Annotated in this window: 19 protein-coding genes and 2 pseudogenes; 16 read left to right on the forward strand and 5 right to left on the reverse strand. The window is 36.2% G+C overall.

Annotated elements, in window-relative coordinates; genetic code table 11:
- Window positions 1–48: 48 nt before the first annotated feature.
- The 14 genes from HC179_RS14090 (at window position 49) to wecB (ending at window position 13919) form a co-directional block, all read left to right on the forward strand.
- On the forward strand, window positions 49–1884 hold the full coding sequence (locus HC179_RS14090) for a polysaccharide biosynthesis protein (RefSeq protein ID WP_168864872.1): 1836 nt from the start codon (window positions 49–51) through the stop codon (window positions 1882–1884).
- A gap of 15 nt (window positions 1885–1899) precedes the next feature.
- Window positions 1900–2793 (forward strand): UTP--glucose-1-phosphate uridylyltransferase GalU, encoded by an 894-nt coding sequence (gene galU / locus HC179_RS14095; protein WP_168864873.1) that lies wholly within the window; start codon window positions 1900–1902, stop codon window positions 2791–2793.
- A gap of 184 nt (window positions 2794–2977) precedes the next feature.
- Entirely contained in the window at window positions 2978–3085 is a 108-nt protein-coding gene (locus tag HC179_RS20905) for a prepilin-type N-terminal cleavage/methylation domain-containing protein (RefSeq protein ID WP_205825330.1), read from the forward strand.
- A 67-nt stretch (window positions 3086–3152) separates the two neighbouring features.
- On the forward strand, window positions 3153–3326 hold the full coding sequence (locus HC179_RS20910) for a hypothetical protein (RefSeq protein WP_205825331.1): 174 nt from the start codon (window positions 3153–3155) through the stop codon (window positions 3324–3326).
- A gap of 291 nt (window positions 3327–3617) precedes the next feature.
- Window positions 3618–4733, forward strand: coding sequence for an aminotransferase class I/II-fold pyridoxal phosphate-dependent enzyme (locus HC179_RS14105; RefSeq protein ID WP_168864874.1), 1116 nt, complete (start codon window positions 3618–3620; stop codon window positions 4731–4733).
- Window positions 4733–5377, forward strand: coding sequence for a sugar transferase (locus tag HC179_RS14110; protein WP_205825333.1), 645 nt, complete (start codon window positions 4733–4735; stop codon window positions 5375–5377). Before HC179_RS14105 ends, HC179_RS14110 begins: the two co-directional genes overlap by 1 nt.
- On the forward strand, window positions 5374–5997 hold the full coding sequence (locus HC179_RS14115; RefSeq protein ID WP_168864875.1) for an acetyltransferase: 624 nt from the start codon (window positions 5374–5376) through the stop codon (window positions 5995–5997). Before HC179_RS14110 ends, HC179_RS14115 begins: the two co-directional genes overlap by 4 nt.
- Window positions 5998–6017: 20 nt before the next feature.
- A complete protein-coding gene (locus HC179_RS14120; RefSeq protein ID WP_168864876.1) occupies window positions 6018–7184 on the forward strand; it encodes a glycosyltransferase family 2 protein in 1167 nt (388 codons plus the stop codon).
- A gap of 10 nt (window positions 7185–7194) precedes the next feature.
- Window positions 7195–8472, forward strand: a complete 1278-nt coding sequence (locus HC179_RS14125) for an O-antigen polymerase (RefSeq protein ID WP_168864877.1) — start codon at window positions 7195–7197, stop codon at window positions 8470–8472.
- A 2-nt stretch (window positions 8473–8474) separates the two neighbouring features.
- Entirely contained in the window at window positions 8475–9839 is a 1365-nt protein-coding gene (locus tag HC179_RS14130; RefSeq protein WP_168864878.1) for a lipopolysaccharide biosynthesis protein, read from the forward strand.
- A 221-nt stretch (window positions 9840–10060) separates the two neighbouring features.
- Window positions 10061–10996 (forward strand): glycosyltransferase, encoded by a 936-nt coding sequence (locus tag HC179_RS14135; RefSeq protein WP_168864879.1) that lies wholly within the window; start codon window positions 10061–10063, stop codon window positions 10994–10996.
- 68 nt (window positions 10997–11064) lie between these two features.
- Window positions 11065–11559: a serine O-acetyltransferase gene (locus tag HC179_RS14140; RefSeq protein ID WP_168864880.1), complete on the forward strand. Its 495-nt coding sequence runs from the start codon at window positions 11065–11067 to the stop codon at window positions 11557–11559.
- Window positions 11560–11596: 37 nt separating this feature from the next.
- Window positions 11597–12763, forward strand: coding sequence for a nucleotide sugar dehydrogenase (locus HC179_RS14145; protein WP_168864881.1), 1167 nt, complete (start codon window positions 11597–11599; stop codon window positions 12761–12763).
- A gap of 58 nt (window positions 12764–12821) precedes the next feature.
- Window positions 12822–13919 carry a non-hydrolyzing UDP-N-acetylglucosamine 2-epimerase gene (gene wecB, locus HC179_RS14150; RefSeq protein WP_168864882.1) on the forward strand — a complete coding sequence of 366 codons (1098 nt, stop codon included), beginning with the start codon at window positions 12822–12824 and terminating at the stop codon, window positions 13917–13919.
- Window positions 13920–13980: 61 nt separating this feature from the next.
- Here wecB and HC179_RS14155 read toward each other — a convergent pair.
- The 3 genes and pseudogenes from HC179_RS14155 to HC179_RS14170 all read right to left on the reverse strand — a co-directional run.
- Window positions 13981–14610 (reverse strand): annotated as a pseudogene (locus tag HC179_RS14155) (helix-turn-helix domain-containing protein); the annotation flags it as partial.
- Window positions 14611–14724: 114 nt separating this feature from the next.
- A pseudogene (locus HC179_RS21025) lies at window positions 14725–15231 on the reverse strand (competence protein ComK).
- A gap of 65 nt (window positions 15232–15296) precedes the next feature.
- The gene (locus HC179_RS14170; protein WP_168864886.1) at window positions 15297–15578 is read right to left on the reverse strand and encodes a helix-turn-helix domain-containing protein; all 282 of its coding nucleotides are present in this window, start codon (window positions 15576–15578) and stop codon (window positions 15297–15299) included.
- 397 nt (window positions 15579–15975) lie between these two features.
- On the opposite strand from HC179_RS14170, the gene HC179_RS14175 reads away from it, so the two are divergent.
- Entirely contained in the window at window positions 15976–16554 is a 579-nt protein-coding gene (locus HC179_RS14175) for a DUF4878 domain-containing protein (RefSeq protein WP_168864887.1), read from the forward strand.
- A 130-nt stretch (window positions 16555–16684) separates the two neighbouring features.
- On the opposite strand, the gene HC179_RS14180 is transcribed toward HC179_RS14175, so the two are convergent.
- Window positions 16685–16981, reverse strand: coding sequence for a hypothetical protein (locus tag HC179_RS14180; RefSeq protein WP_168864888.1), 297 nt, complete (start codon window positions 16979–16981; stop codon window positions 16685–16687).
- 43 nt (window positions 16982–17024) lie between these two features.
- Window positions 17025–18263 carry a C39 family peptidase gene (locus HC179_RS21030; protein WP_240948535.1) on the reverse strand — a complete coding sequence of 413 codons (1239 nt, stop codon included), beginning with the start codon at window positions 18261–18263 and terminating at the stop codon, window positions 17025–17027.
- Between the two features lie 296 nt (window positions 18264–18559).
- Between HC179_RS21030 and HC179_RS14190 the strand changes: the two genes are divergently transcribed.
- On the forward strand, window positions 18560–21691 hold the full coding sequence (locus HC179_RS14190) for a bacterial Ig-like domain-containing protein (RefSeq protein WP_168864889.1): 3132 nt from the start codon (window positions 18560–18562) through the stop codon (window positions 21689–21691).
- Window positions 21692–21963: the final 272 nt, after the last annotated feature.

Here is a 21963-nt window from a genome sequence, read left to right on the forward strand (position 1 = left end):
TTACTATAATTATAATAATAAATTCAAAAGAAAAGGAGGGTTCCACCTATGACGTACAAAAAGAGGTTATCCTTACTAATTATTGTTGATTCATTAATTGTCCTATCATCCATCTATGTGAGTTTCTGGATGTTGATACCCGATCTTAATATTTTCAGCTCCAAAACGTTGCTTCTAAGCTCGTTAACCTTAGTCATTTGGCATCACCTATTTGCTTATACATACAAGCTTTATCATAAGGCATGGGAATATGCGAGTATTGGAGAGTTAATGGGGATTACAAAAGCTGTGACCTACTCCGTTACGGTAGCAGGTTTTGTGCAACTTCTAGTTATCGGCAATGTATACGTTCGTGCACTCATCATTACCTGGATGCTACATATGATTCTAATCGGTGGATCCCGCTTTTCTTGGCGTGTATACCGAGACTTCTATAATAAGAAAAACAAAAATAAAAAACGCACCCTCATCGTCGGTGCAGGTGCAGCAGGAACAATGGTAGCCCGACAACTCCTTCAAAACAGAGATGCGGAGCTAATTCCGGTGGCATTTGTCGACGATGACCCGAAAAAACAAAAGCTACAAATTTTAGGCGTACCGGTTAATGGTGAAGTCAGTGATATTGAATCTGTTGTAGAAGCAATGGAAATTGACAACATCATCATAGCTATCCCATCCCTAGGAAAAAAAGAAATCAACACCATCTACCAAGAATGCGTAAAAACAGATGCAAAAACAAAGATTATCCCGATGCTAGAAGACCTAATGTCAGGTAAAGTTTCTGTCAATGAGTTCCGGGATGTAGAAGTAGAAGACTTACTAGGAAGAGATCCGGTAAAACTTGATATGGCAAGTATCTCGGAATCTATCACGGGGAAAACAGTTCTCGTAACAGGAGCAGGTGGGTCCATCGGATCGGAAATCTGTCGTCAGATATCTAATTTCACTCCGAAAAACCTAATCCTACTCGGTCACGGAGAAAACAGCATCTACTCCATTGAGTTGGAGTTGCGTACAACATACGATACAACTATAAACATCTATACTGAAATTGCAGATATACAAGATAGAAGTAAGATTTTCTCAATCATGGAAAAATACAAGCCAGATGTTGTTTATCATGCGGCAGCTCATAAGCATGTCCCATTAATGGAACGCAACCCGGAAGAAGCAGTGAAAAACAACATCTTCGGGTCTCAAAATGTTGCAGAAGCGGCGGATACCTTCGGAGTTAATACATTTGTGCTCGTTTCTTCCGACAAAGCAGTAAACCCGACCAACATCATGGGATCCACTAAGCGTTTTGCAGAAATGGTGGTCCAGCAGCTGGCACAGGAAAGCAAGACGAAATTTGTGGCTGTTCGCTTTGGGAACGTACTTGGAAGCAGAGGAAGTGTTATTCCTCTATTTAAAAAGCAGATTCAGGCTGGCGGTCCGGTAACCGTGACACATCCAGATATGACTCGTTATTTCATGACCATACCAGAGGCATCGAGATTAGTTATCCAAGCCGGCACCTTAGCTCGCGGTGGAGAGGTCTTTGTATTGGATATGGGAGATCCGGTAAAGATTGTCGACCTTGCGAAAAACTTAATCACTCTTTCCGGCTACTCCATCGATGAGATTGGAATCAAGTACTCCGGCATTAGGCCTGGAGAAAAGATGTACGAAGAATTACTGAACGAAAATGAAATTCATAAAGCGGATGTTTTCCCGAAAATCCACATTGGGAAGGCGCCGTTAAAAGATCAAGAAATATTAGCTTACTTCTTGAGAAACTTCGAAACGATGAGTGAGACTGAAATGAGGACCTATCTTCTTTCAGTCGCGAACAACAGAGAAGAAGAGTTGCAACACTTATTCAAACAAACAGTTTCTATATAAAAGGAGGAAATCGACATGCAAAAGGTACGAAAAGCCATTATTCCAGCAGCAGGACTAGGGACAAGATTCCTTCCTGCAACCAAAGCACAGCCAAAAGAAATGCTGCCAATCGTGGATAAACCGACCATCCAGTTCATCATTGAAGAAGCAGTTGCTTCTGGAATAGAAGATATCATCATTGTAAGTGGTCGCGGCAAGCGTGCAATTGAAGATCATTTCGATAAATCCTATGAGTTAGAAGAAACGTTGGAAAAGAAGGGCAAATTTGAGCAGTTGGAAGAGATTCAAGCGATTTCGAAGCTAGCAAATATCCATTATATCCGACAAAAGGAACCGCTTGGCTTGGGACATGCAATCGGGTGTGCGAAACGTTTTATCGGAGACGAGCCATTTGCGGTACTACTTGGGGACGACATTGTATACTCACCAGAGAAACCATGCTTGAAGCAGTTGATCGAAGTGTACGAACGATATAACTCTTCCGTTTTAGGTGTCCAACAGGTGCCGATGGAGGATGTATCCAAGTATGGTGTCATCTCCAAGAAAGCTGGAGAGATCGCCGAGCATTGCTTCCATATTGACAGCTTAGTAGAAAAACCAAAAATGGAAGATGCCCCATCTAACCATGCCATAATGGGAAGATACATACTTAGACCTGAGATTTTTGACATACTCGAAACACAAGCCCCTGGTGCTGGTGGAGAGATTCAATTAACAGATGCGATTAAAGAATTAAATGAAAAACAAATGGTCGTAGCTTATGAGTTTAGTGGAGTACGCCATGATGTTGGAGATAAGTTTGGATTTATTAAGGCCCAGTTGGATTTTGCCTTAGAGAGAGAGGATTTACGAGAGCAGATTATCGAGTATATGGAACTACTAGTAGAAAAAGCGAAAACTAGTGTTTAAGTAGAAGAAGTAATAACAAGGTGATGTCTCCTTACCTTTATCATTGGGGGCACTCGGTTGCACTGTGGGTGGGGAGTGATCTCCACCTTAGATACGAGGAGTTATCAGTGGTGTGGTGTGAGGTGGGGTTAAATGCCCCTTTATTTTTTTGTGTATAAATACATCATAGGGTTGGTGTAAATACATGGTGAGGAGAAATGAAGGTTTAACGTTAGTAGAAATATTAGCTGTTGTGGTGATCTTAGGGATATTGGCAGGTATTGTAGTTACCTTCGGTACTTGGGCATATTAGGAAGGCTGAGGTTGAGGTATGTGATGTTAATACTTCAGAGTTAACAAAGAACTATCATCAAGAATTGGTGCTGGTAGGTAAGGAGCATAGTGATGTAGAATTTGTTTCTTTTTTACTAGAACATGGTAATTATGTTTGTCCAGTAGGAGGAACTTATAATTATGTTGATGGGGAAGTTGATTGCAGTGAGCATGATGAAGTAGACCAAACGGAAGATGATGGAGAGGTTCCGTTTATGTAAAAGAATTAGGGAGAGTATAGAAAAGACATCGTGGAGATTAGGGAGATGTGCTCTCTTGATTGAATGGGATATATAAATAGGAAGAAACACAGAAAAGGTGGTTTATGCAGAGGATATTTCTTTTGTATTTGTTTGCTGGATTAAATAGATACTACGAGGTGACTATCAGTAGTAGATAACAATTTTGGAGGTTTAGTAGTTGGTTAGAAGGGAGATCTTCTAAATAAGTCCTAATCTACTAAAATAATAACTTATCATGGGAAGGAAGTCTAGAAGATGGAGTCGACAAGAGTGAAAGAAAGAATATTCCTCTCTTCACCACATATGAGTGATGAGGGTTATGAAATGCAATATGTACAGGAAGCTTTTGATACTAACTGGATTGCACCCCTTGGTGAAAACGTTAATGGGTTTGAAAGAGAATTAGCGGAGAAGGTTGGTTCTAAAGCTGCAGCTGCACTTTCTTCTGGAACAGCTGCTATTCATTTAGCTCTTAAAGCAGCAGGAGTTGGAGAAGGGGATATTGTTTTTTGTCCAACGCTTACTTTCTCGGCAACGGCAAATCCAATCATCTATCAAAATGCGATTCCTGTTTTTATCGATAGTGATTATGAAACATGGAATATGAGTCCGAAAGCTTTGGAAGAAGCGTTTAAGAAATATCCTGAAGTAAAGGCAGTTATTGTCGTTCATTTATATGGCTTATCTGCTGATATGGATAAGATAATGGAAATTTGCAAGAAACATAATGTTGCGGTAATAGAAGATGCTGCTGAGTCTTTAGGTACTTACTATAGAGGTAAGCATACAGGGACTTTTGGAGATTATGGCATCTTCTCTTTTAATGGAAATAAGATAATAACTACTTCTGGTGGAGGGATGCTTGTTTCTAATAATGAAGAGAGAATTGCTAAGGCGAGATTTTGGGCTACTCAATCAAGAGATCAAGCAAGACATTATCAACATAGTGAATTAGGATTTAATTATAGGATGAGTAATGTTGTTGCTGGGATTGGTAGAGGACAGCTCAAGGTTTTGGATCAGAGAGTTGCGAAGAAGAATTCTATTTTTGAGTTCTATAAAAAAGAACTTGGTGGGCTTGAGGGTATTGAATTCATGCCTAGCAATGAATGGAATGAACCGAATTATTGGTTAAGCTCGATAACATTGTCTGGTAAAGTAAGGCCTATTGATATATTTGAAGCATTGGAAACTGAAAACATCGAGTCAAGACCAGTATGGAAACCAATGCATATGCAACCATTCTTTGAGAAATATGACTTTGTTGGTGAAGGTGATTCGGAGAAACTGTTTGAGAATGGTGTTTGTTTGCCGTCTGATACGAAGATGACGGATGAGGACTTAGAAAGAATCGTTAAAACTATTAAAGGGTTGTGGTTTAAGTAATGAATAACTCCAAAGATGGTATATATAGGAGATTTATAAAAAGACCGATGGATTTCATCTTATCATTAATTGCGATTATTGTTCTTAGTCCGATACTTCTTATAGTTGCAATTCTTGTGAGAATTAAATTAGGTAGCCCTGTTCTTTTCAAGCAAAAGAGACCTGGGCTTAATGAAGAGATTTTTATGATGTATAAGTTTAGGACTATGACGGATGAAAGAAATGATAAAGGGGAGTTACTGCCAGATAGTGTTAGGCTAACAAAGTTTGGTAGGTTATTACGTTCTACATCACTTGATGAACTACCGGAGCTTTTTAATATTTTGAAGGGTGATATGTCTATTATTGGCCCTAGACCATTATTGGTGCAGTATTTACCGTTATATAACAATCATCAAAAACGACGTCATGAAGTCAGACCTGGGCTATCAGGTTTGGCGCAGGTTAGTGGTAGAAATGCGATTAGTTGGGAAGATAAATTTAATCTCGATGTCGAGTATGTGGACAATGTAAGATTCATTGAAGATTGGAAGATAATTTTTTTAACCATAAAAAAGGTTTTTGTCAGAGAGGGAATTAATTCAGAAACTGCTGCTACGATTCAGCCCTTTAAGGGAAACAAAAAGGAAAGAATGGAAATATGAAAAACAAACTTTTAATAATTGGTGCTAGCGGCCACGGGAAAGTTGTTGCAGACATTGCATTGAAAATGAATAAATGGCAGAACGTTAAATTTTTAGATGATGACAAAAGCATTAAATCGTCTATGGGTTTAAAGGTCATTGGGACTTCAGACGATGTTTTTACGCATATAGATGAGTACGATATATTTGTTGGTATTGGTAATAATGCTACGAGACAGAAAATTCATGAGATGCTTGAAACATTTGGGGCTAGTATTCCAGTATTAATTCACCCGGATGCGGTAATCGGAAATCAAGTCGAGATAGGGAATGGGACAGCTGTAATGGCAGGAGCAGTAGTTAACTGTTGTTCTAAAATAGGAAAAAGTTGCATTATTAATACCAGCTCTACAATTGACCATGATAATAATATTGAAGATTTTGTTCATATCTCACCTGGAGCACATTTAGCAGGTGCTGTCAAAGTTGGAAAAGGGTCTTGGTTAGGTATCGGCAGTTTAGTTAGTAATAATATAAACATCACTAACGGATGCAAAGTAGGTGCTGGTTCGGTTGTGGTTAAGGACATAGATGAGCCTGGTGTCTATGTCGGAGTACCAGCAAAAAAGTTAGACTACTAAAAGTATAAGGGAGAAATCAAATGGAATTATTATATAAAATTTTATTTTATATAAGTGGATTTATTATAGTATGGGCAATGGTTGGTTATCCAGTATCGTTGAAGTTTATTGGGAAATTATTAAAGAATCGAAGGCTTAATAAAGATTATAATCATCAACCTACAGTAACTGTAATGGTAGTTGCCCACAATGAAGAAAAAGTAATACTAGAAAAGTTAAATAACATTATAGAGTTAGACTATCCTCGAGATAAAATTGAATTCTTAATTGCTTCAGATAATAGTACTGATAAAACAAATAATATCGTAAAGCAATTTATAAAAGAACATCAAAACCTGAATATACGACTTTATGAGGTTAAAGCAAGAAAAGGAAAAACAAATGCTCAGAATGAAGCGCAAAAAACGGTAACAACTGAGTATTTAGTCATGACTGATGCTAATTCAATAATGGATAAAGACTCTGTTAAAGAACTTATGTCCTCTTTTACTTCAGATGATATTGCTTACGTATCAGGAAGATTATCTATCGTAAATCATGCATCTAGTGATGTGAGTAATGCTGAAGCAAGTTATTGGGATAGTGATCTAGCTACCCGTGAGATTGAAGGTAGAATACAGTCAATAACTGCGGGTAATGGGGCTTTATATGCTTGTAGGACGAGGGATTACTATGACTTTGATCCAATTCAATGTCATGATAGTGCAATGCCACCGTTATATGCACTCCAAGGTAAAAGGGCAATTGCAAATCATGATGCTATCGCTTATGAGAAAGCTGGAGAAGTTATAGAGGATGAATTCGGGCGTAAAGTAAGGATGAACCGTATTATTCTTAAACATATATTACCTGATTTGAGAATACTAAACATATTTAAGTATAAATGGTTTTCATATTTTTATTTTGGGCACAGAACATGTAGATATTTATTATGGATTTCTCATTTATTAGTATTTATAACTAATGCTTTACTAATACAAGCGTCCTTGCTTTATATTATAACTTTTGCAGGTCAGGTGCTGTTTTATCTTTTGGCACTAGTAAGAGCAATTACAAAATCGAATAATAAGTATTTGACTTTAGTTTATTACTACTGTGTAACCGTACTTGCGCAATGGGTAGGAGTCTATAATATATTGACTGGAAAGGCAAAGCCGTTTTGGGAGAAGGCAGAATCTACAAGATAAGGAGTAAAAGATGAGCAGTACACTTGGAATTTTACAGCTGGTTTTAATCGTATTAATCATATTATATGAATACAAGATGAAATCAATTTTGATTTTCTTATGGGGGGCACTTCTTATTTTATTCGGAGTACCTCATTTTCTTGAAGTTTTATTTCGTTCAAGTGGTTATACTATTCAAACACTAAATACTGCTTCCTTATTCGTTATACTCTTCAATTTTTTATATATAATAACCAGGTCAATCTTATCAAAAAACCAGAATATTGAATTAGTAGAAGATGAGTACAAAAATAAGGGTGGAAATAGAAAACTAGTTCAACTTCTATTCGGTACATTTATTGTTAGTGTATTAATCTTATATATATCAAACTATATATTTTTCGGCAAGGTTTTTGGTGTTTCCTGGGGAGAATACATCAATGTAAATAGAGAATTAGGATTATTAAATCCTTTTAAAATCTCCTTATATTTGTTTTTTGCAACTGCAGGTGTTGGCTTGATTTTTTATGAAAATTCTAAAAAGATGTATCTTTTAGTTTTAGGAATTATCCTAACATACTCCTTAACTACTGGTAATAGAATAACTATCTTACCCTTACTAATATCTAGCATATATCCCTTCTTATATAACAAAAAAGTGAAATTAACTTCTGTTTTTTATTTAGCAATATTTGGGATGTTAACGGTGTATATAGTATATTTCTTAAGACTTATTAGAATATATGGTGGTTTTGGGGATATGTTAGAAATGAGGTCGTTGGGTGAGTTGAATTCAGAAGTAATGTCTATGCTTTTATCGGGTGATGGGGAACTGTCTTTGAAAAATGCATTCTATTTTTTCATAGAGCATAATAATAACTTTCCAAATTTCCTAGAAGGTCATACTTATTTAAGAATTCTATTAATGCCTTTTCCTACTAGTTATACTTTTGGACTAAAACCTCCAGATTTTACAATAAGTATGGGTAGTGCGTATATATCTAATTTTAATAACAATTCTTATTCAATGCACCCAACCCTCTATGGAGATTTATTCGGAAACTTTGGAATGGTAGGTTTAACTACCTCTATTATCTTAGTAATAATACTGACCTTTTTTAACAAATGGCTCACTAAAATCAAATCTAGTAACAGTACATTTTATTTTCCTGTATTTGTATTGGCGGGTACTATGCTAGTGATTATAGGAAGAGGTTCAGTATACAATGGTGTTTTTTACTTCGCTATTGGATATATTATCATAAAAATATTAAGTATCATTACAAAATTTAAGTTGAAAAGGTATTAAATATGCTGGATTTTTTAAAAAAACTTTTTTCATTCTCTATTGGTAGTTTCGGAGCAGGCATTATAGCATTCATAAGTATTCCATTTTTAACCAGGGTGATGACCCCCGAAGAATATGGAAGGGGTATGCTTTTTATTTCTATCGCGATGGTTTTTAGTAATATTTCAATCATGGGGTTAGATCAATCCTATGCTAGGTTTTACGATAAAGTGAATCCTAAAATTTTACTAAAAAAAATCAGTATACTAACTATACTATCAATAATTACATTTGGTTTAATAATATTAATTAATAAAGATTCAATTAATCATTACTTTAAAGGTGAATATCAATATGCATATTTATTAATTTTTTTCCTGTTTGCCCAAAATATATTCAGGTATATTTTGGTTATTGTAAGGATGGAACAAAAAGGTTATATGTTTTCCTTACTATATATTGGCCAAAGGTTTACTGAACTAACACTGATAGTAATGTTTATATCTTTATTTTCTGCGGTGCATTTGTATCTAATTTATAGTTCAATTATAGGATTTTTTATTCCATCTATATTGGGTTTAATTTTTTTATTTCGATTAATTAACACACAAAGTAAATTTGTTGAGTTGGAAAATTCTGTAAAAATTGGATCCCTTCTAAAATTTGGAGTACCTTTAATGGTGTCAACTGTACTAATAACTATTGTACTAAATATTGATAAAATGTTATTAAGTTTATTTATTACAGATCATGAGTTAGGTATATATACTTCTGCCTTACAAATTGCATTATCACTAAATATTATTCAATCTGCGTTTAATTCCTTTTGGGTACCCTATGCTTATTCTGTTTACCAAACAGACGGTTATAAAGATAAGTTCAACTCAATTAATAATTTATTAACTGTATTTATGGTCATAGTTGCGATTGTGTTAATAAATTTCAAAGAGGCTTTTTCGGTGTTGTTAGGGGAGAATTTTGAAGAATCAACCTCTCTTATTCCAATGTTAGTTTTAATGCCTGTATTTTATACTTTATCTGAAACCGTATCTATAGGCATAAATCTATGTAAAAAAAGCTATATTCACTTTAGAATCTCCTTTTCTATACTGATTTTTCAATTGTTTTTATTACTTATACTGATTAACAATTTAAATTCTATAGGAGCCTCAATTGGTGTTGGTACTACTTTTTTATTTCTATATATATTGCGCTTGTTTATAGGACAAAATTATTTGCGGTTTATCAAGAAATCAAAAATATTAATAGCTATAGTAATAAATTTATACTTTTATGCTTTATTTGTAACGTTTTTTGATATTATCCAGCTCTCAACACTACTTGTAGTACTTCAATTCCTGCTACTGTTCAAATTGATTAGACAATAATATTGGGAGTTTAGTTTGGTGTATGACTATCTGTAACAATCAAGGTTAAAGAGGTGAGGGTAATTAATATTTTAGTACTGAGTGAAGATTATCCAAGTTTAAATAATAAGTACGCTATGTCTTATGTTCACAGTCGAAATCTAATTTATAAAAAGCATTTTAATGTAAGTGTTCTAAGTTTCAAATCAAAAGTTAATTATTCTTATGAAGGAATAAATGTAATGTCTTTAAATGATTTTGAGAAATCTGAAAAAGATTATCATCTATTAATTTCTCATGCTCCTAATGTGAAAAATCATGTAAAATTCATTAATAAAAACTCTAAGTTGTTCAGAAAAATTATTTTTGTAATTCATGGGCATGAAGTATTACCATTAAATAATTATTATCCAGAAAACTATAAATATAACAGAAGTTTCTTCAAGAAAAGCATGCAATCAATTTATGATAAATATAAACTAAGAACTCTTTCTAAGCTATTTAATAACCTTTTTGAACAAAACAAAGTTAAATTTTTCTTTGTAAGCTCTTGGATGAAGGAACACTTCCTTAAAAATATTGAAACATACCAGGATAAGGTAGAAAACAATTCAGAAATAATATTTAATGCTGCTAATGAAGCTTTTATAAGTGAAAAATACCAATTTGATGAAAACAATTACTTAGCTGACTTTGTTTCTATAAGGCCATTAGATCAACCTAAATACGGTATCGACCTAATTGTAAAATTTGCAGAAAGCAATTCTAATTATACTTTTCATATTTACGGAGAAGGTAGTTATTTTGATTATCACGCAATTCCTGACAATGTGAAAGTAATTAAAAGTTTCATTGAGCAAAAAGATATTCCTGCTCTATTAAACAAATATAAATGCGCTTTAATGCCAACAAGATTGGATTCTCAAGGTGTTATGGTATGTGAAATAGCCACTTATGGAATGCCTTGTATAACCTCTGATATACCAATTTGTAGAGAAATGTTAAATGAATTCCCGAATGTTGTTTTTATTCCTAATTCCCAATTCGGATATGATAATAACTATAATTCTGTTTTAGAGCTACATAATATTAAAAACTTACCAGATAAGTTTCATAATAATAATACAGTTAATAAAGAAATAGAAAAAATTAAGAACATTATTAATAGTGAAGCATGATCAATACTAGTCATGTTTATTACCACTAAATCTAATATCGAATCAGTTCTTGCAAAGAGGTTAATTCAATGAAAATATTCTCAATAAAATTTTTAAAAGAAAAATGGAAAATTTCTGGTTATGGAATTTTGAGCATCGGTATTTATAGATTGGGTAATTATATTTATAGTAATCTTCGCTACCCATTGGTTTATCCTATATTAATTAGCTTTTATAAATTATTAGATTTATTGATTGTTCAGGGTTTTAATAACTCAGAAATACATTATCCAACCAAAATCGGGGAGAACCTTAAACTGCCGCACGGTGGGAAAGGTGTTATTATTAGCTCTAAAGCTATCATTGGAAATAATGTAACGATATATCATCAAGTTACAATTGGCACTATAAAAGATAATGGAGAAGCTCCTAGAATAGAAGATAACGTTTTTATAGGAGCTGGAGCAAAGATATTGGGTGCAATAGTTATAGGAGAAGGTGCTAAAATTGGTGCAAATGCAGTTGTGACCAACGATGTACCTGCAAATAGAACCGCTGTGGGGATACCTGCAAAGGTGAAGTGATCAAAAATTATAATTATTTATTTAGGAAGTGTTACTTTTGAATATTACAATTGCTGGTATCGGTTATGTAGGGTTATCTAATGCAATTTTGTTAGCTCAACACAATGAGGTTGTTGCAATAGATATTTTGCAAGAAAAAGTAGATATGATAAATAATAAAAAGTCTCCAATAATAGATAATGAGATTGAAGAATTCTTAGCAACAAAAAATCTGAACTTAACTGCAACAACGGACAATTATAAAGCATTTAAGGATGCTGAATATGTAATTATCTCTACACCTACCAATTATGATCCGGAAAGAAATTACTTTAATACTAGAACTGTGGAGGCTGTTATCGCTAACGTATTGTCTATCAACCCAGATGCAGTGATGGTAATTAAATCTACAGTTCCAGTAGGTTATACAGAAGCAGTTCGAGAAAAGTTTGAGACAGAAAATATTATTTTTTCACCAGAGTTTTTAAGAGAAGGTAACGCATTATATGATAACTTGTATCCTTCAAGAATTGTTGTTGGTGAACAGTCTGAAAGAGCCAAAGTATTTGCTGATTTGTTAGTAGAGGGAGCAGTTAAAGAAAATATTGACGTGTTATATACGAATTCAACAGAAGCTGAAGCTATTAAATTATTTGCAAATACTTATCTAGCAATGAGAGTTTCATTCTTTAATGAGCTAGATTCTTATGCAGAAATTAGAGGTTTAAATACCAAACAAATTATAGATGGTGTTGGTCTAGATCCACGAATAGGTAATCATTATAATAATCCTTCTTTTGGTTACGGAGGCTACTGTCTCCCTAAAGATACGAAGCAATTACTAGCAAACTATGAGGACGTACCAAATAATATTATGGCAGCAATAGTAGATGCAAATAGAACAAGAAAAGATCACATTGCTGATATGATTATTAAGAGAAGTCCTAAGGTTGTTGGAATCTATCGACTCACAATGAAAATGGATTCAGATAATTTTAGACAATCTGCTATTCAAGGAGTTATGAAACGTATAAAAGCAAAGGGAATTGAAGTCGTTGTGTATGAGCCAGCGCTGCAAGAGGATAAATTCTATAATTCTAGAGTAATTAATGACTTCGAAGAATTTAAGAAAGTATCAGATGTAATTGTTGCGAATCGATTATCTGATGATTTACGTGAAGTAGAGGATAAGGTATATACTAGGGATTTATTTAGTAGGGATTAGTAGTTTGCTAGCCGATTTGTTTGTGAGTGAATAATAAAGGAAAAGTTGGTTGATAAGAATGAAAAAGGTAATGGTAGTTTTTGGGACAAGACCAGAGGCTATTAAAATGTGTCCTTTGGTAAAAGAATTGAAAACAAGAGAGAAGTTAGATACTATTGTTTGTGTAACGGGTCAGCATAGAGAAATGTTAACCCAAGTTCTAGACGCATTTAACGTTGTTCCGGATTATAATTTATCAGTAATGAAAGAAAAGCAGACGCTATTTGATGTAACAATTAATATTTTAGAAAAAATGAAATCAGTGCTTGAAGAAGTTAAGCCGGATGTAGTTTTAGTTCATGGCGATACCTCTACAACCTTCGTTACATCTTTAGCTTGTTTTTACTTGCAAATTCCTATTGGACATGTTGAAGCAGGACTAAGAACTTATAACATCCACTCTCCTTATCCTGAAGAATTCAATCGTCAAGCGGTAGGAATAGTATCAAAGTATAATTTTTCTCCAACCGAAATGTCCAAGGAGAACCTATTAAAAGAGGGCAAAGCTCCCTCATCTATTTATGTTACAGGTAATACGGCTATTGATGCACTTAATACTACAGTTAGAGAAGATTATTCTCATGATCAAATTGAATGGGCATCGGATAGTAAACTCATTATGATTACTGCTCATAGAAGAGAAAATCTCGGTGAGCCGATGCGGAATATGTTTAAAGCAATTAAAAGAATTGTGGATGAATATCCAGATATAAAAGCAGTGTATCCAATCCATATGAATCCGATTGTCAGAGAAGCTGCTAATGAAATACTAGGAAATAATGATAGAGTAAGAATAATTGAGCCATTAGAAGTGTTAGATTTTCACAATTTTCTCTCGAGGTCATATTTAATACTTACAGATAGTGGTGGAATTCAAGAAGAAGCACCGAGCCTAGGTAAGCCAGTTCTAGTTATGCGTGATACTACTGAGCGACCAGAAGGTATAGCTGCTGGAACATTAAAATTAGTAGGCACAGATGAAGAAAACATCTATAAGAATTTTAAATTACTCCTTGAAGATAATGAAGAATATGAAAAAATGAGTAAAGCAAGTAACCCTTATGGTGACGGATATGCAAGTAAAAGAATTGCTGATGTTCTGGAGGGAAAAATGTAATTAAACTTGAAGGCCCGCTGAGTAATGACTTGGCGGGCTTATTTGTGTTGCTTATTTTTTCCTAGAAATGTAATTCCTCATAATCAGTTCCTCGTAAAATAATGATACTCGCCTCAATGTCTAAATGAATGGGTTTAAATTGAATATATTGCTCAGCTAGTACACGTCTATCCATAACTATCGAATATTTTGTAATCGGTTTATTGTAAACAGCAAGCCTTCCAAACCTTAGTAGAAGCTGTTGCCTTCCCATCCCCATTCCAGTTGGATACTTACTTACATCTCTCGTATAAAAGAAATCAATATGCCATATTTCCTTCCCTTTAGTTGCAACAATATCTCCTACAGAGCCATGACTGTGCCGTTCTATATTATATCCCTGTGAAATTAAGTTTGGGGTTATATATCTGATCGCTCTTTCCTCGAATTCTTTAATATGATCTAAATGTTGCGATCTATCCTCCTTTTTAATCACTTTCACTTCAAAAGCAGATTCTCCAGTATAATCTTTAGTCAAATCAGTAAAATATTCAGGTTTTACCTCTAATGCTTCTGATATGGCAAAAATCTTATCATATGAAATATTTTTAATGCGTCCCGTTTCATACACCTGTATAGAAGATTTGCTGATGCCAGTTTTCTCGGCCAAATCTTGATATGTCATATTTAAGAAGAGACGTCTTTCCTTTAAGCGTCTTCGTAGAGGTGCTTACACTAAAAAGCTTAGGGACGGACCTCTGCTTCCTCAGTATAAGCAAAGGGTCGAGTGAAAATTTCCTAGACCTTTTATAATAATAACGCTATCTTACCGAACCGGACGCCTTCTCCCATCCGTAATAAAACTATAACTAATCTTCTGCTCAGTACAAAAGATAGAATAGATAACAGCAGCTTTATGAATCTGCTGCCTCATTGTTTGAGAAGATACTGAAACTTGCATTTCTGTGTAGTTATGGAATTTGAGGTAACAAGAAGTATGTTTCGTATGGATGACCTCTTTAATTTGGTGATACATGATTCATGCACATTGTGAATGATCAGGGGAGTGGGTGGGGAGGGCGATGATGCCATACACCTCCGAGATAAGCACAGGAGTTTTTTGAATGAAGTTGGTCAACTTAGTGGCAGCATCACGTCTGCCATCAAAAGTGGCACCATATTTCACACAACTCCTGCCCAATATCTCAGCAGGTCGTTCACTTGAATAGTAGACTCCCTCCATATCAATAATCTTCGTCTGATACTGAGGATGTACATGAGGCTCAATGGCTATTGTACTCTTATTAATCATATAATCATTAACTATCTCCATATGTCATCTCCTTAAAGGGTGGATACCCTTATGTAATATGTAAATCTACATTCAAACGCTGAAAACTAGTTATTTTCATCTCCATGTTTTTCTGGATTCTCATAGAAACCAGACTCCATCAATTCCTTATGCGTTTCATCAATTAACTTATCAATACTTAATTGAGCACCAGTCCTTAACTTATACATCGTCATAAAATTAGGAACTCTTTTCCCATTTTCAAACCTTGTCAACGACTTCTGGCCAATATCTGCATCCTCCTCCATCTGCTCCTGACCTACATCTAACAAATCCCTGTGACGCTTAAGAACTCTTCCAAAAACTTTTATAACAACCTTCTCATCCAATTGGTCACAGCCCCTTTTTAAACCAATTATCGATGTCGAATAATGACAACAACACCGCCAACAAGGCACCTTTTGGGATAAGAAGGAAATATGTCTTTGGATTTGAGGGGATATGTTTGTAAAACAATTTTACATAATTGAATTAGGGATCCATATGGAACCTGAAAGGTTGAATACACGCACTTAAGTAAGCTTTTCATGGGGTAACATTGGCACGCACGAAAGAGAACAAAAACTTGATTGCCCTTCAAATGTAGAACTCAAGTAGTAAAAAAGTAGTGAGTTTATATGGATATTTATTACTATATAACCTATGATTGGGTTATGCAGTTGAGGAACCTAATTCGTTCAACATTCATCAGAGGCTGCTAAGATTATTAATCAAGGAGTGTAGAAATTGTCGCTAAATCATTGTACAAATTGCAATCATCCATTCTCAGAAGGACAAAAATATTGCGGGAATTGTGGAGTGGGATTACTAGAACAGAAAAGTGAATCTAATAAGACAGTAGACTATTATGTTAGTCCAAAGTCGCCAATCCTATCTACTTTTCAAGGATTACTTAAGAAAAAACAAAATATAACTATTATTGGAATAGTGTTAATTGCTCTTTTAGTTCTTTCATTTATTCCTGGAAAAAACACACCCTCAGATGTAGCAGAAGAGTTTATTATCCTTACACAAACCGGAGAATATGAAAGCGCGGAAGCATTATGGTCACAGGATGGGATAGATTACATGCTCTCACAATTGATGGGAGATGAAAGATGGATCGTACAAAGCATGAGAAACTTTACTCACCGAACCGACGGTGACTTGATTGAATATGAAATTACGGATGAAGAAGAAATGGAAGAAGGTATGAAGGTAGTATACGCCAATTTTGAATTTTCCAATGGAAGAAGAGAGACCGCAGAACTTGCCATGGTTAACGAAGACGGAGAGTGGAAGGTATTTGCTTTTAATAGTTATTAAAGTTGCTTGATAGAGTGATAGATTGATTTGCAGTATTTTACCGTAATCCTTTCATTCTAAATTGATCTGCTGCAGTCCACCAAATCTAAAAAACCCAAGCCACAAAAATGGCTTGGGTTTTAAAGCTATATCACGCATTACTTCTCCATTTGTTACTAAAATCCAATACAAGCGCCATTATAATGGAAATAACGAACACCACAGATAAAAAAATAATACCTAAAATGTCATATATTCCAGAAAGTGCTTGGGCATATAGATTTAGTTTCAGTTTAACATAGAGGAATAGAATCCCTATTGCAGACGTTATTGCGGGAACATATAAGCTTATTTTCGGATACTTTTTCTTCCCAACAAAATAAATGAAATAAGATACTAAAATGGTTAGACTAACTACAATAAATAAACTTAAAAAGGCATCCATCATATCCATCCTTTTAATAGAAAATGAATTTCATTAAATCATTTTATTATGGATATATTCTGGTAATACTTCCACAGCATGAGAATGCATTTTTGTCTATATATCTAGTTGAAGTTGTCCAGTTATCCCTAACTTGTATTAAATTTACATCAGATCTACCACTTTTACCATAGGATAAATAACCTATTGCCGTCACCGTATGATTTTTATAGTAACCATTCGCCATATTGATTAAATATGGGCGATTATTATCACTTTCTCGCTTGAAGTCCGACCATGACCATACATATAACGAACTGCTATTACCACTTGTATAACCATATTTCGCCCAAACCTCTTTAGCTATGGTTGAAATTTTCGTAGGAGGTGTTCCTCCAGAATCTTTATATCCGTGCTTAAGTGCAATGGTTCTCACATCGTTATAGATGGTAGTTACGTTGGAAGGAATACGAGAATACCCAACACTTTGATAATGCTTAAACACTGCTGTTAAAGATGTTATCGTGCAGTTATCAGGTCCACCTGTAAAATTGCTTTGCAATAATGCGGGGACATAACTGACGTATTTTGAACTTTTCAGGCTCCATCCCGTCCCATATCTATCTGTTACATAATCATAAGGAGCTGTAATACCCGCATAAGAACCATCTGCAGAAGACAATTGCCCTTTGTATCCTAACATCCATTCATCAATATCAAACTTAAACTTCTTTACCTTTTCTTTTATTAGTTTCTTTTCATTGCCACTTTCATTCTCTCTACTCTTTTCTTTTTCTACCTTAATCTGTGAGAATTTCTCCTTTATTCTTTCCTTTTCCACTTCTACAGCTTCATATTCGAAGTAGCGGTTATTTTTGGATACAAAGTATTCAAGCCCATCCGTGTAATAAACCTTATCAAAATCTTCTCCGACATTTTCATAATATAATGGTCTTTCGGTATATGAAAATTCATGAATGACATACTCATCTTCATCTCCAAGATAGATGGTTACGTATCCATTATTTAGATTACCTAATGTAGCAAGTTCAAAAGTTAATCCAATCACATTCTCCGTTTCATCATGCAGTTTTACTATTTTGCTAATCCTGGTATCTTGGGACCAACCCGTACCCTCATTCGTTTGAAGATCATTGGCAATGAATTCAATTAAAAATAACCCAGCTTGATTTTCCAATGTACGATCATTGGTATTAAAAGCTTTTACTACATCTGCATGTAGAGATAACATGCCCAATAACACCACAAGACTTAAAAACATTCCCATCTTTTTTCTACTTAGCATTATTCTACTCCTTTAATCTTCAAATTAAAGAACCGGCCAGTACTTTAAGACTATTATGCTAGTATTTTAGACACAAATCTACGGATATTCCTAGAAGAATATTCCAAAAATGCCAATTAGTTCTCCAAAACCTCACAAAAAATAATTCCCCCACCCTCTACCATTCTCCCAAAATCTAACTATAATTAAAATTAAAGGAATACTTTGGCTCCAAACATACAGAAGATAGGGAGACCCCTTAATGCTGGATAAGTAGAGCAAAATAGTCCATTAAATAAGGTAACGGGGGAGAAAGAATGGCAAGAGGATGGAAGAGTTTTTTGTTTTTTCTAGTAATGCTGCTAATGGTAGCTGGGGGAATGCCTGCTTATCAAGCTACCGCCAATGAAGGTATTCTTACAGAAGTTCCTGAGGGATACATAGGGATTTACACGGTAGAAGACTTAAACGATATTAGATCTAATCTAACTGGCAAGTACATCTTAATGGAGGACCTCGATCTGACGGCTGCGACAGCCGAAGGGGGAGAGTTTTACCGCGATGGTGCTGGCTGGGAACCGATTGGTACCGACCCCGAGCCTTTCAGGGGTATTTTTGACGGAAACGGGTACAGCATTAAAGGGTTGAAGGCACACCCAAAAGCAACAAATAGCTACACCTATGCAGGCCTGTTCGGCTATACGTTTTATGCTGAAATGAGAAATATTAATTTAGAGAATGTGGATATACTAGCAACCAATACATCGACGATAAGCAATAGCTCCTATGCTTTTGCAGGAGGACTGGCAGCATATGCCCATAATGTCAAAATCGAAAATGTAACAGTTTCTGGGAACGTTGATGGGCAGTCCCAATATTACGGCATATCCGGAGGCGTTGTCGGAGTAGTATATACAGATTCCTCATATACGGAATCTACGCTTCTTAACGTTACCAACCAAGCAACAGTCAAGGCGAAAAGTGATGCAGGTGGAATCGCCGGCGATACTCTTTCAACACGCATCACAAATGCAACCAATAAAGGGGCCGTCCAAGGAGAGCGCCGTATAGGTGGGATTGTGGGATCCGCAAGAACCCAAACCTATATGGAGGACGTAACCAACCATGGCGCTATTACCATTACAGGCTCTGGCACAGGTGGGGGCATCAGTGGAACCCTGCACGTTTTTTCCTATATCAAAAACGCCTTAAATGATGGAGATGTGACAAGCAGCTCCCCATCCGTCAGAACCGGTGGGATAACCGGGACGTTGAATAATGTCACCATCATGGACAGCCAGAACAAGGGAAAGGTGACCAACACGGGGGAAAACTCCGATGGTGGAGGGATAGCTGGTTACAGCTACAACCGATCTACTATTACGAGAGTTTCTAATGCTGGTGAAGTCCAATCAACCTCCAATGCCGGTGGGATCATCGGGTCCAGCAACTCCACTAACATAACGGAAACCTATAACGCTGCAAAGGTAGGGGGCGCGTCCTTTAGTGGAGGAATTGCAGGCTATCTGAATGATTCCACGGTAAAAAATAGCTTCAACTATGAATCTATCAGCGCACTGAATGGTGCAGGTGGAATAGTTGGCCGCGGTACTTCTGCTACAACCATCATGAACAGCTATAACATAGGGTCAGTCCAAGCTTCATCCACTGTCGGCGGAATTGCCGGCGAATTTAACGGAGCGATAAGCGATTCCTATTTTATTGACAATATTGCCGATGGTGTCGGAACCGGTTCGGAAGTGGAAGGGGCCAGAAAGACCAACCAAGAGCTGCAGGATATCTCTACCTATCCAAACTTTGATTTTACGGATACATGGAAAATAGGAACACACGCTAGCTATAAGTACCCAGAGCTAGTACGTGTCACTTTTGAAGGGGAAGAAAAGCTTAACTATCTAAAACTGATCACTCCTCCTGATAAAACGACATACCTACAAGGGGAGCAATTAAATCTTTCGGGCACCACCCTGCACGCCATAACGAACCATGGCAAGGAGTCGAATATTCCTCTCACACCCGAAATGACAAGTGGATTCCAACCTGATACACCTGGAACCCAAACGGTTACCATTACCTATGAAGGCATGACAACCAGCTTTTCCGTAAATGTAATCGCAACCTATAACGTAACGTTCAAAGATTGGGATGGTACCATCCTAAAAGAAGAAGTTGTACAAACGGGGAAAGCTGCAACCGCACCGCCACAACCGGAAAGGGCAGGATACAAGTTCATTGGTTGGGATCAAGATTTTTCAACCATCACTTCACACACAACCATAGCGGCAAACTATATAAAAATACCGGATACACCTGCCAATGTGAAGGTGACGGTAGTGGATTTTGATAAAATAACCGTAACGTTCGATAAAGTAAATGAAGCGCACGGATACGAGGTGTATATTGGGGAAACCCCTGATGACTTCTCTACTTTTCTAGTGGATCCGAGCTTAAGTAAAAAAGAATTCGACGGACTTGCTCCAGACAAAACCTATTACTTCTATGTTCGCAGCTATCTACAGAATGGACAGGACAGAGTATATAGTGCTCCTACCACACAATACAGCGGGCAGACCGCACTAAAAACAATTAGCACCCTGCAAACCGAAGCAACAACCTATAATAAAATTAAGCTGAGCTGGAATCAAGTGGACAGTGCTCACGGCTACCGGGTTTACCGTTCCACATCGGAAAATGGAGCCTATAGTAGGGTCGCAACCATCTCAAGCAACAGCACGTTGGAATACACGAATACCGGGCTTTTAACGGGAAAAACCTACTATTACAAGGTGCGCACCTATCGTGTCGAGGGTGACAAAACAATCTTCGGGGCATACTCAGAAGTAAAGAGTGAGAAAACATCACTGGGGAAGGTTGACGGACTTAGTGTAGCCTCCGCAGACTACAACAAGTTAAAGGCCAGCTGGAATCAGGTAAGCGGTGCCAGCGGGTACGAAATCTACCGTGCTACAAGCAAAACAGGTAGCTACTATAAAGTAGGTACCGTCACAAGCGGTAGTACCAAGACCTTTACCAATTCCGTACAAAAAACCGGAAAGAATTACTACTACAAAGTCCGTGCCTACCGCATGGTAAATGACCAAAAAGTCTACGGATCCTTTTCCGATATCAAAAGCGGCAAAACCATATTAGCAGTTCCTGCAAGCTTCAATGTCGTGAAGAAAAACAACACAACCGCTACCCTAACCTGGAACAAAGTATCCGGTGCATCTGGCTATCGGATTTATCGCTCCACATCCAAGACAGGAACCTATACGAGAGTCGCAAGCATCACAAGCGGAAACACCGTCAAATATGATAATACCAATCTCGTAAAAGGCAAAACCTACTACTACAAAATTCGCGCCTACAGAGTCGTAGACGGAAACAATGTCTATAGTGCATATAGTGAACCAGTTCGGTTGAATTGAGAGTGGGTGTTCAACACATTAGAATGTAAAAATGTAAAAGCAAAGGGCTGGGACAAAAGTTTTTTAATCTAAATGAGACCCGAACTAATTTGAAATCTCAAATTAGTTCGGGTCTGTTTTCGTTTAAAAGATACATTTAGTTTTTTGGTTGCACCAGCTGTTGATTGGAGCAAAAGGCGAAGACTCCTGAGGGAGATAGCGGTAGCTTGAGACCCCGCAGCGGAGCGAAGAGGCTCAAGCACCGCCCCTAGGAAAGCGAGGCCATTTGTGGA

The organism is Bacillus sp. RO1 (assembly GCF_012524115.1).
Classification (GTDB): domain Bacteria; phylum Bacillota; class Bacilli; order Bacillales; family Bacillaceae_I; genus Sutcliffiella_A.

Coding starts and splice junctions, on each gene's coding strand:
- HC179_RS14110 (WP_205825333.1), top strand. CDS start 4,733: ATGAATAACTCCAAAGATGGTATATATAGGAGATTTATAAAAAGACCG.
- galU (WP_168864873.1), top strand. CDS start 1,900: ATGCAAAAGGTACGAAAAGCCATTATTCCAGCAGCAGGACTAGGGACA.
- HC179_RS14130 (WP_168864878.1), top strand. CDS start 8,475: ATGCTGGATTTTTTAAAAAAACTTTTTTCATTCTCTATTGGTAGTTTC.
- HC179_RS21030 (WP_240948535.1), bottom strand. CDS start 18,263: ATGCTAAGTAGAAAAAAGATGGGAATGTTTTTAAGTCTTGTGGTGTTA.
- HC179_RS14115 (WP_168864875.1), top strand. CDS start 5,374: ATGAAAAACAAACTTTTAATAATTGGTGCTAGCGGCCACGGGAAAGTT.
- HC179_RS14125 (WP_168864877.1), top strand. CDS start 7,195: ATGAGCAGTACACTTGGAATTTTACAGCTGGTTTTAATCGTATTAATC.
- wecB (WP_168864882.1), top strand. CDS start 12,822: ATGAAAAAGGTAATGGTAGTTTTTGGGACAAGACCAGAGGCTATTAAA.
- HC179_RS20905 (WP_205825330.1), top strand. CDS start 2,978: ATGGTGAGGAGAAATGAAGGTTTAACGTTAGTAGAAATATTAGCTGTT.
- HC179_RS14135 (WP_168864879.1), top strand. CDS start 10,061: ATGTCTTTAAATGATTTTGAGAAATCTGAAAAAGATTATCATCTATTA.
- HC179_RS14090 (WP_168864872.1), top strand. CDS start 49: ATGACGTACAAAAAGAGGTTATCCTTACTAATTATTGTTGATTCATTA.
- HC179_RS14190 (WP_168864889.1), top strand. CDS start 18,560: ATGGCAAGAGGATGGAAGAGTTTTTTGTTTTTTCTAGTAATGCTGCTA.
- HC179_RS14180 (WP_168864888.1), bottom strand. CDS start 16,981: ATGATGGATGCCTTTTTAAGTTTATTTATTGTAGTTAGTCTAACCATT.
- HC179_RS14140 (WP_168864880.1), top strand. CDS start 11,065: ATGAAAATATTCTCAATAAAATTTTTAAAAGAAAAATGGAAAATTTCT.
- HC179_RS14120 (WP_168864876.1), top strand. CDS start 6,018: ATGGAATTATTATATAAAATTTTATTTTATATAAGTGGATTTATTATA.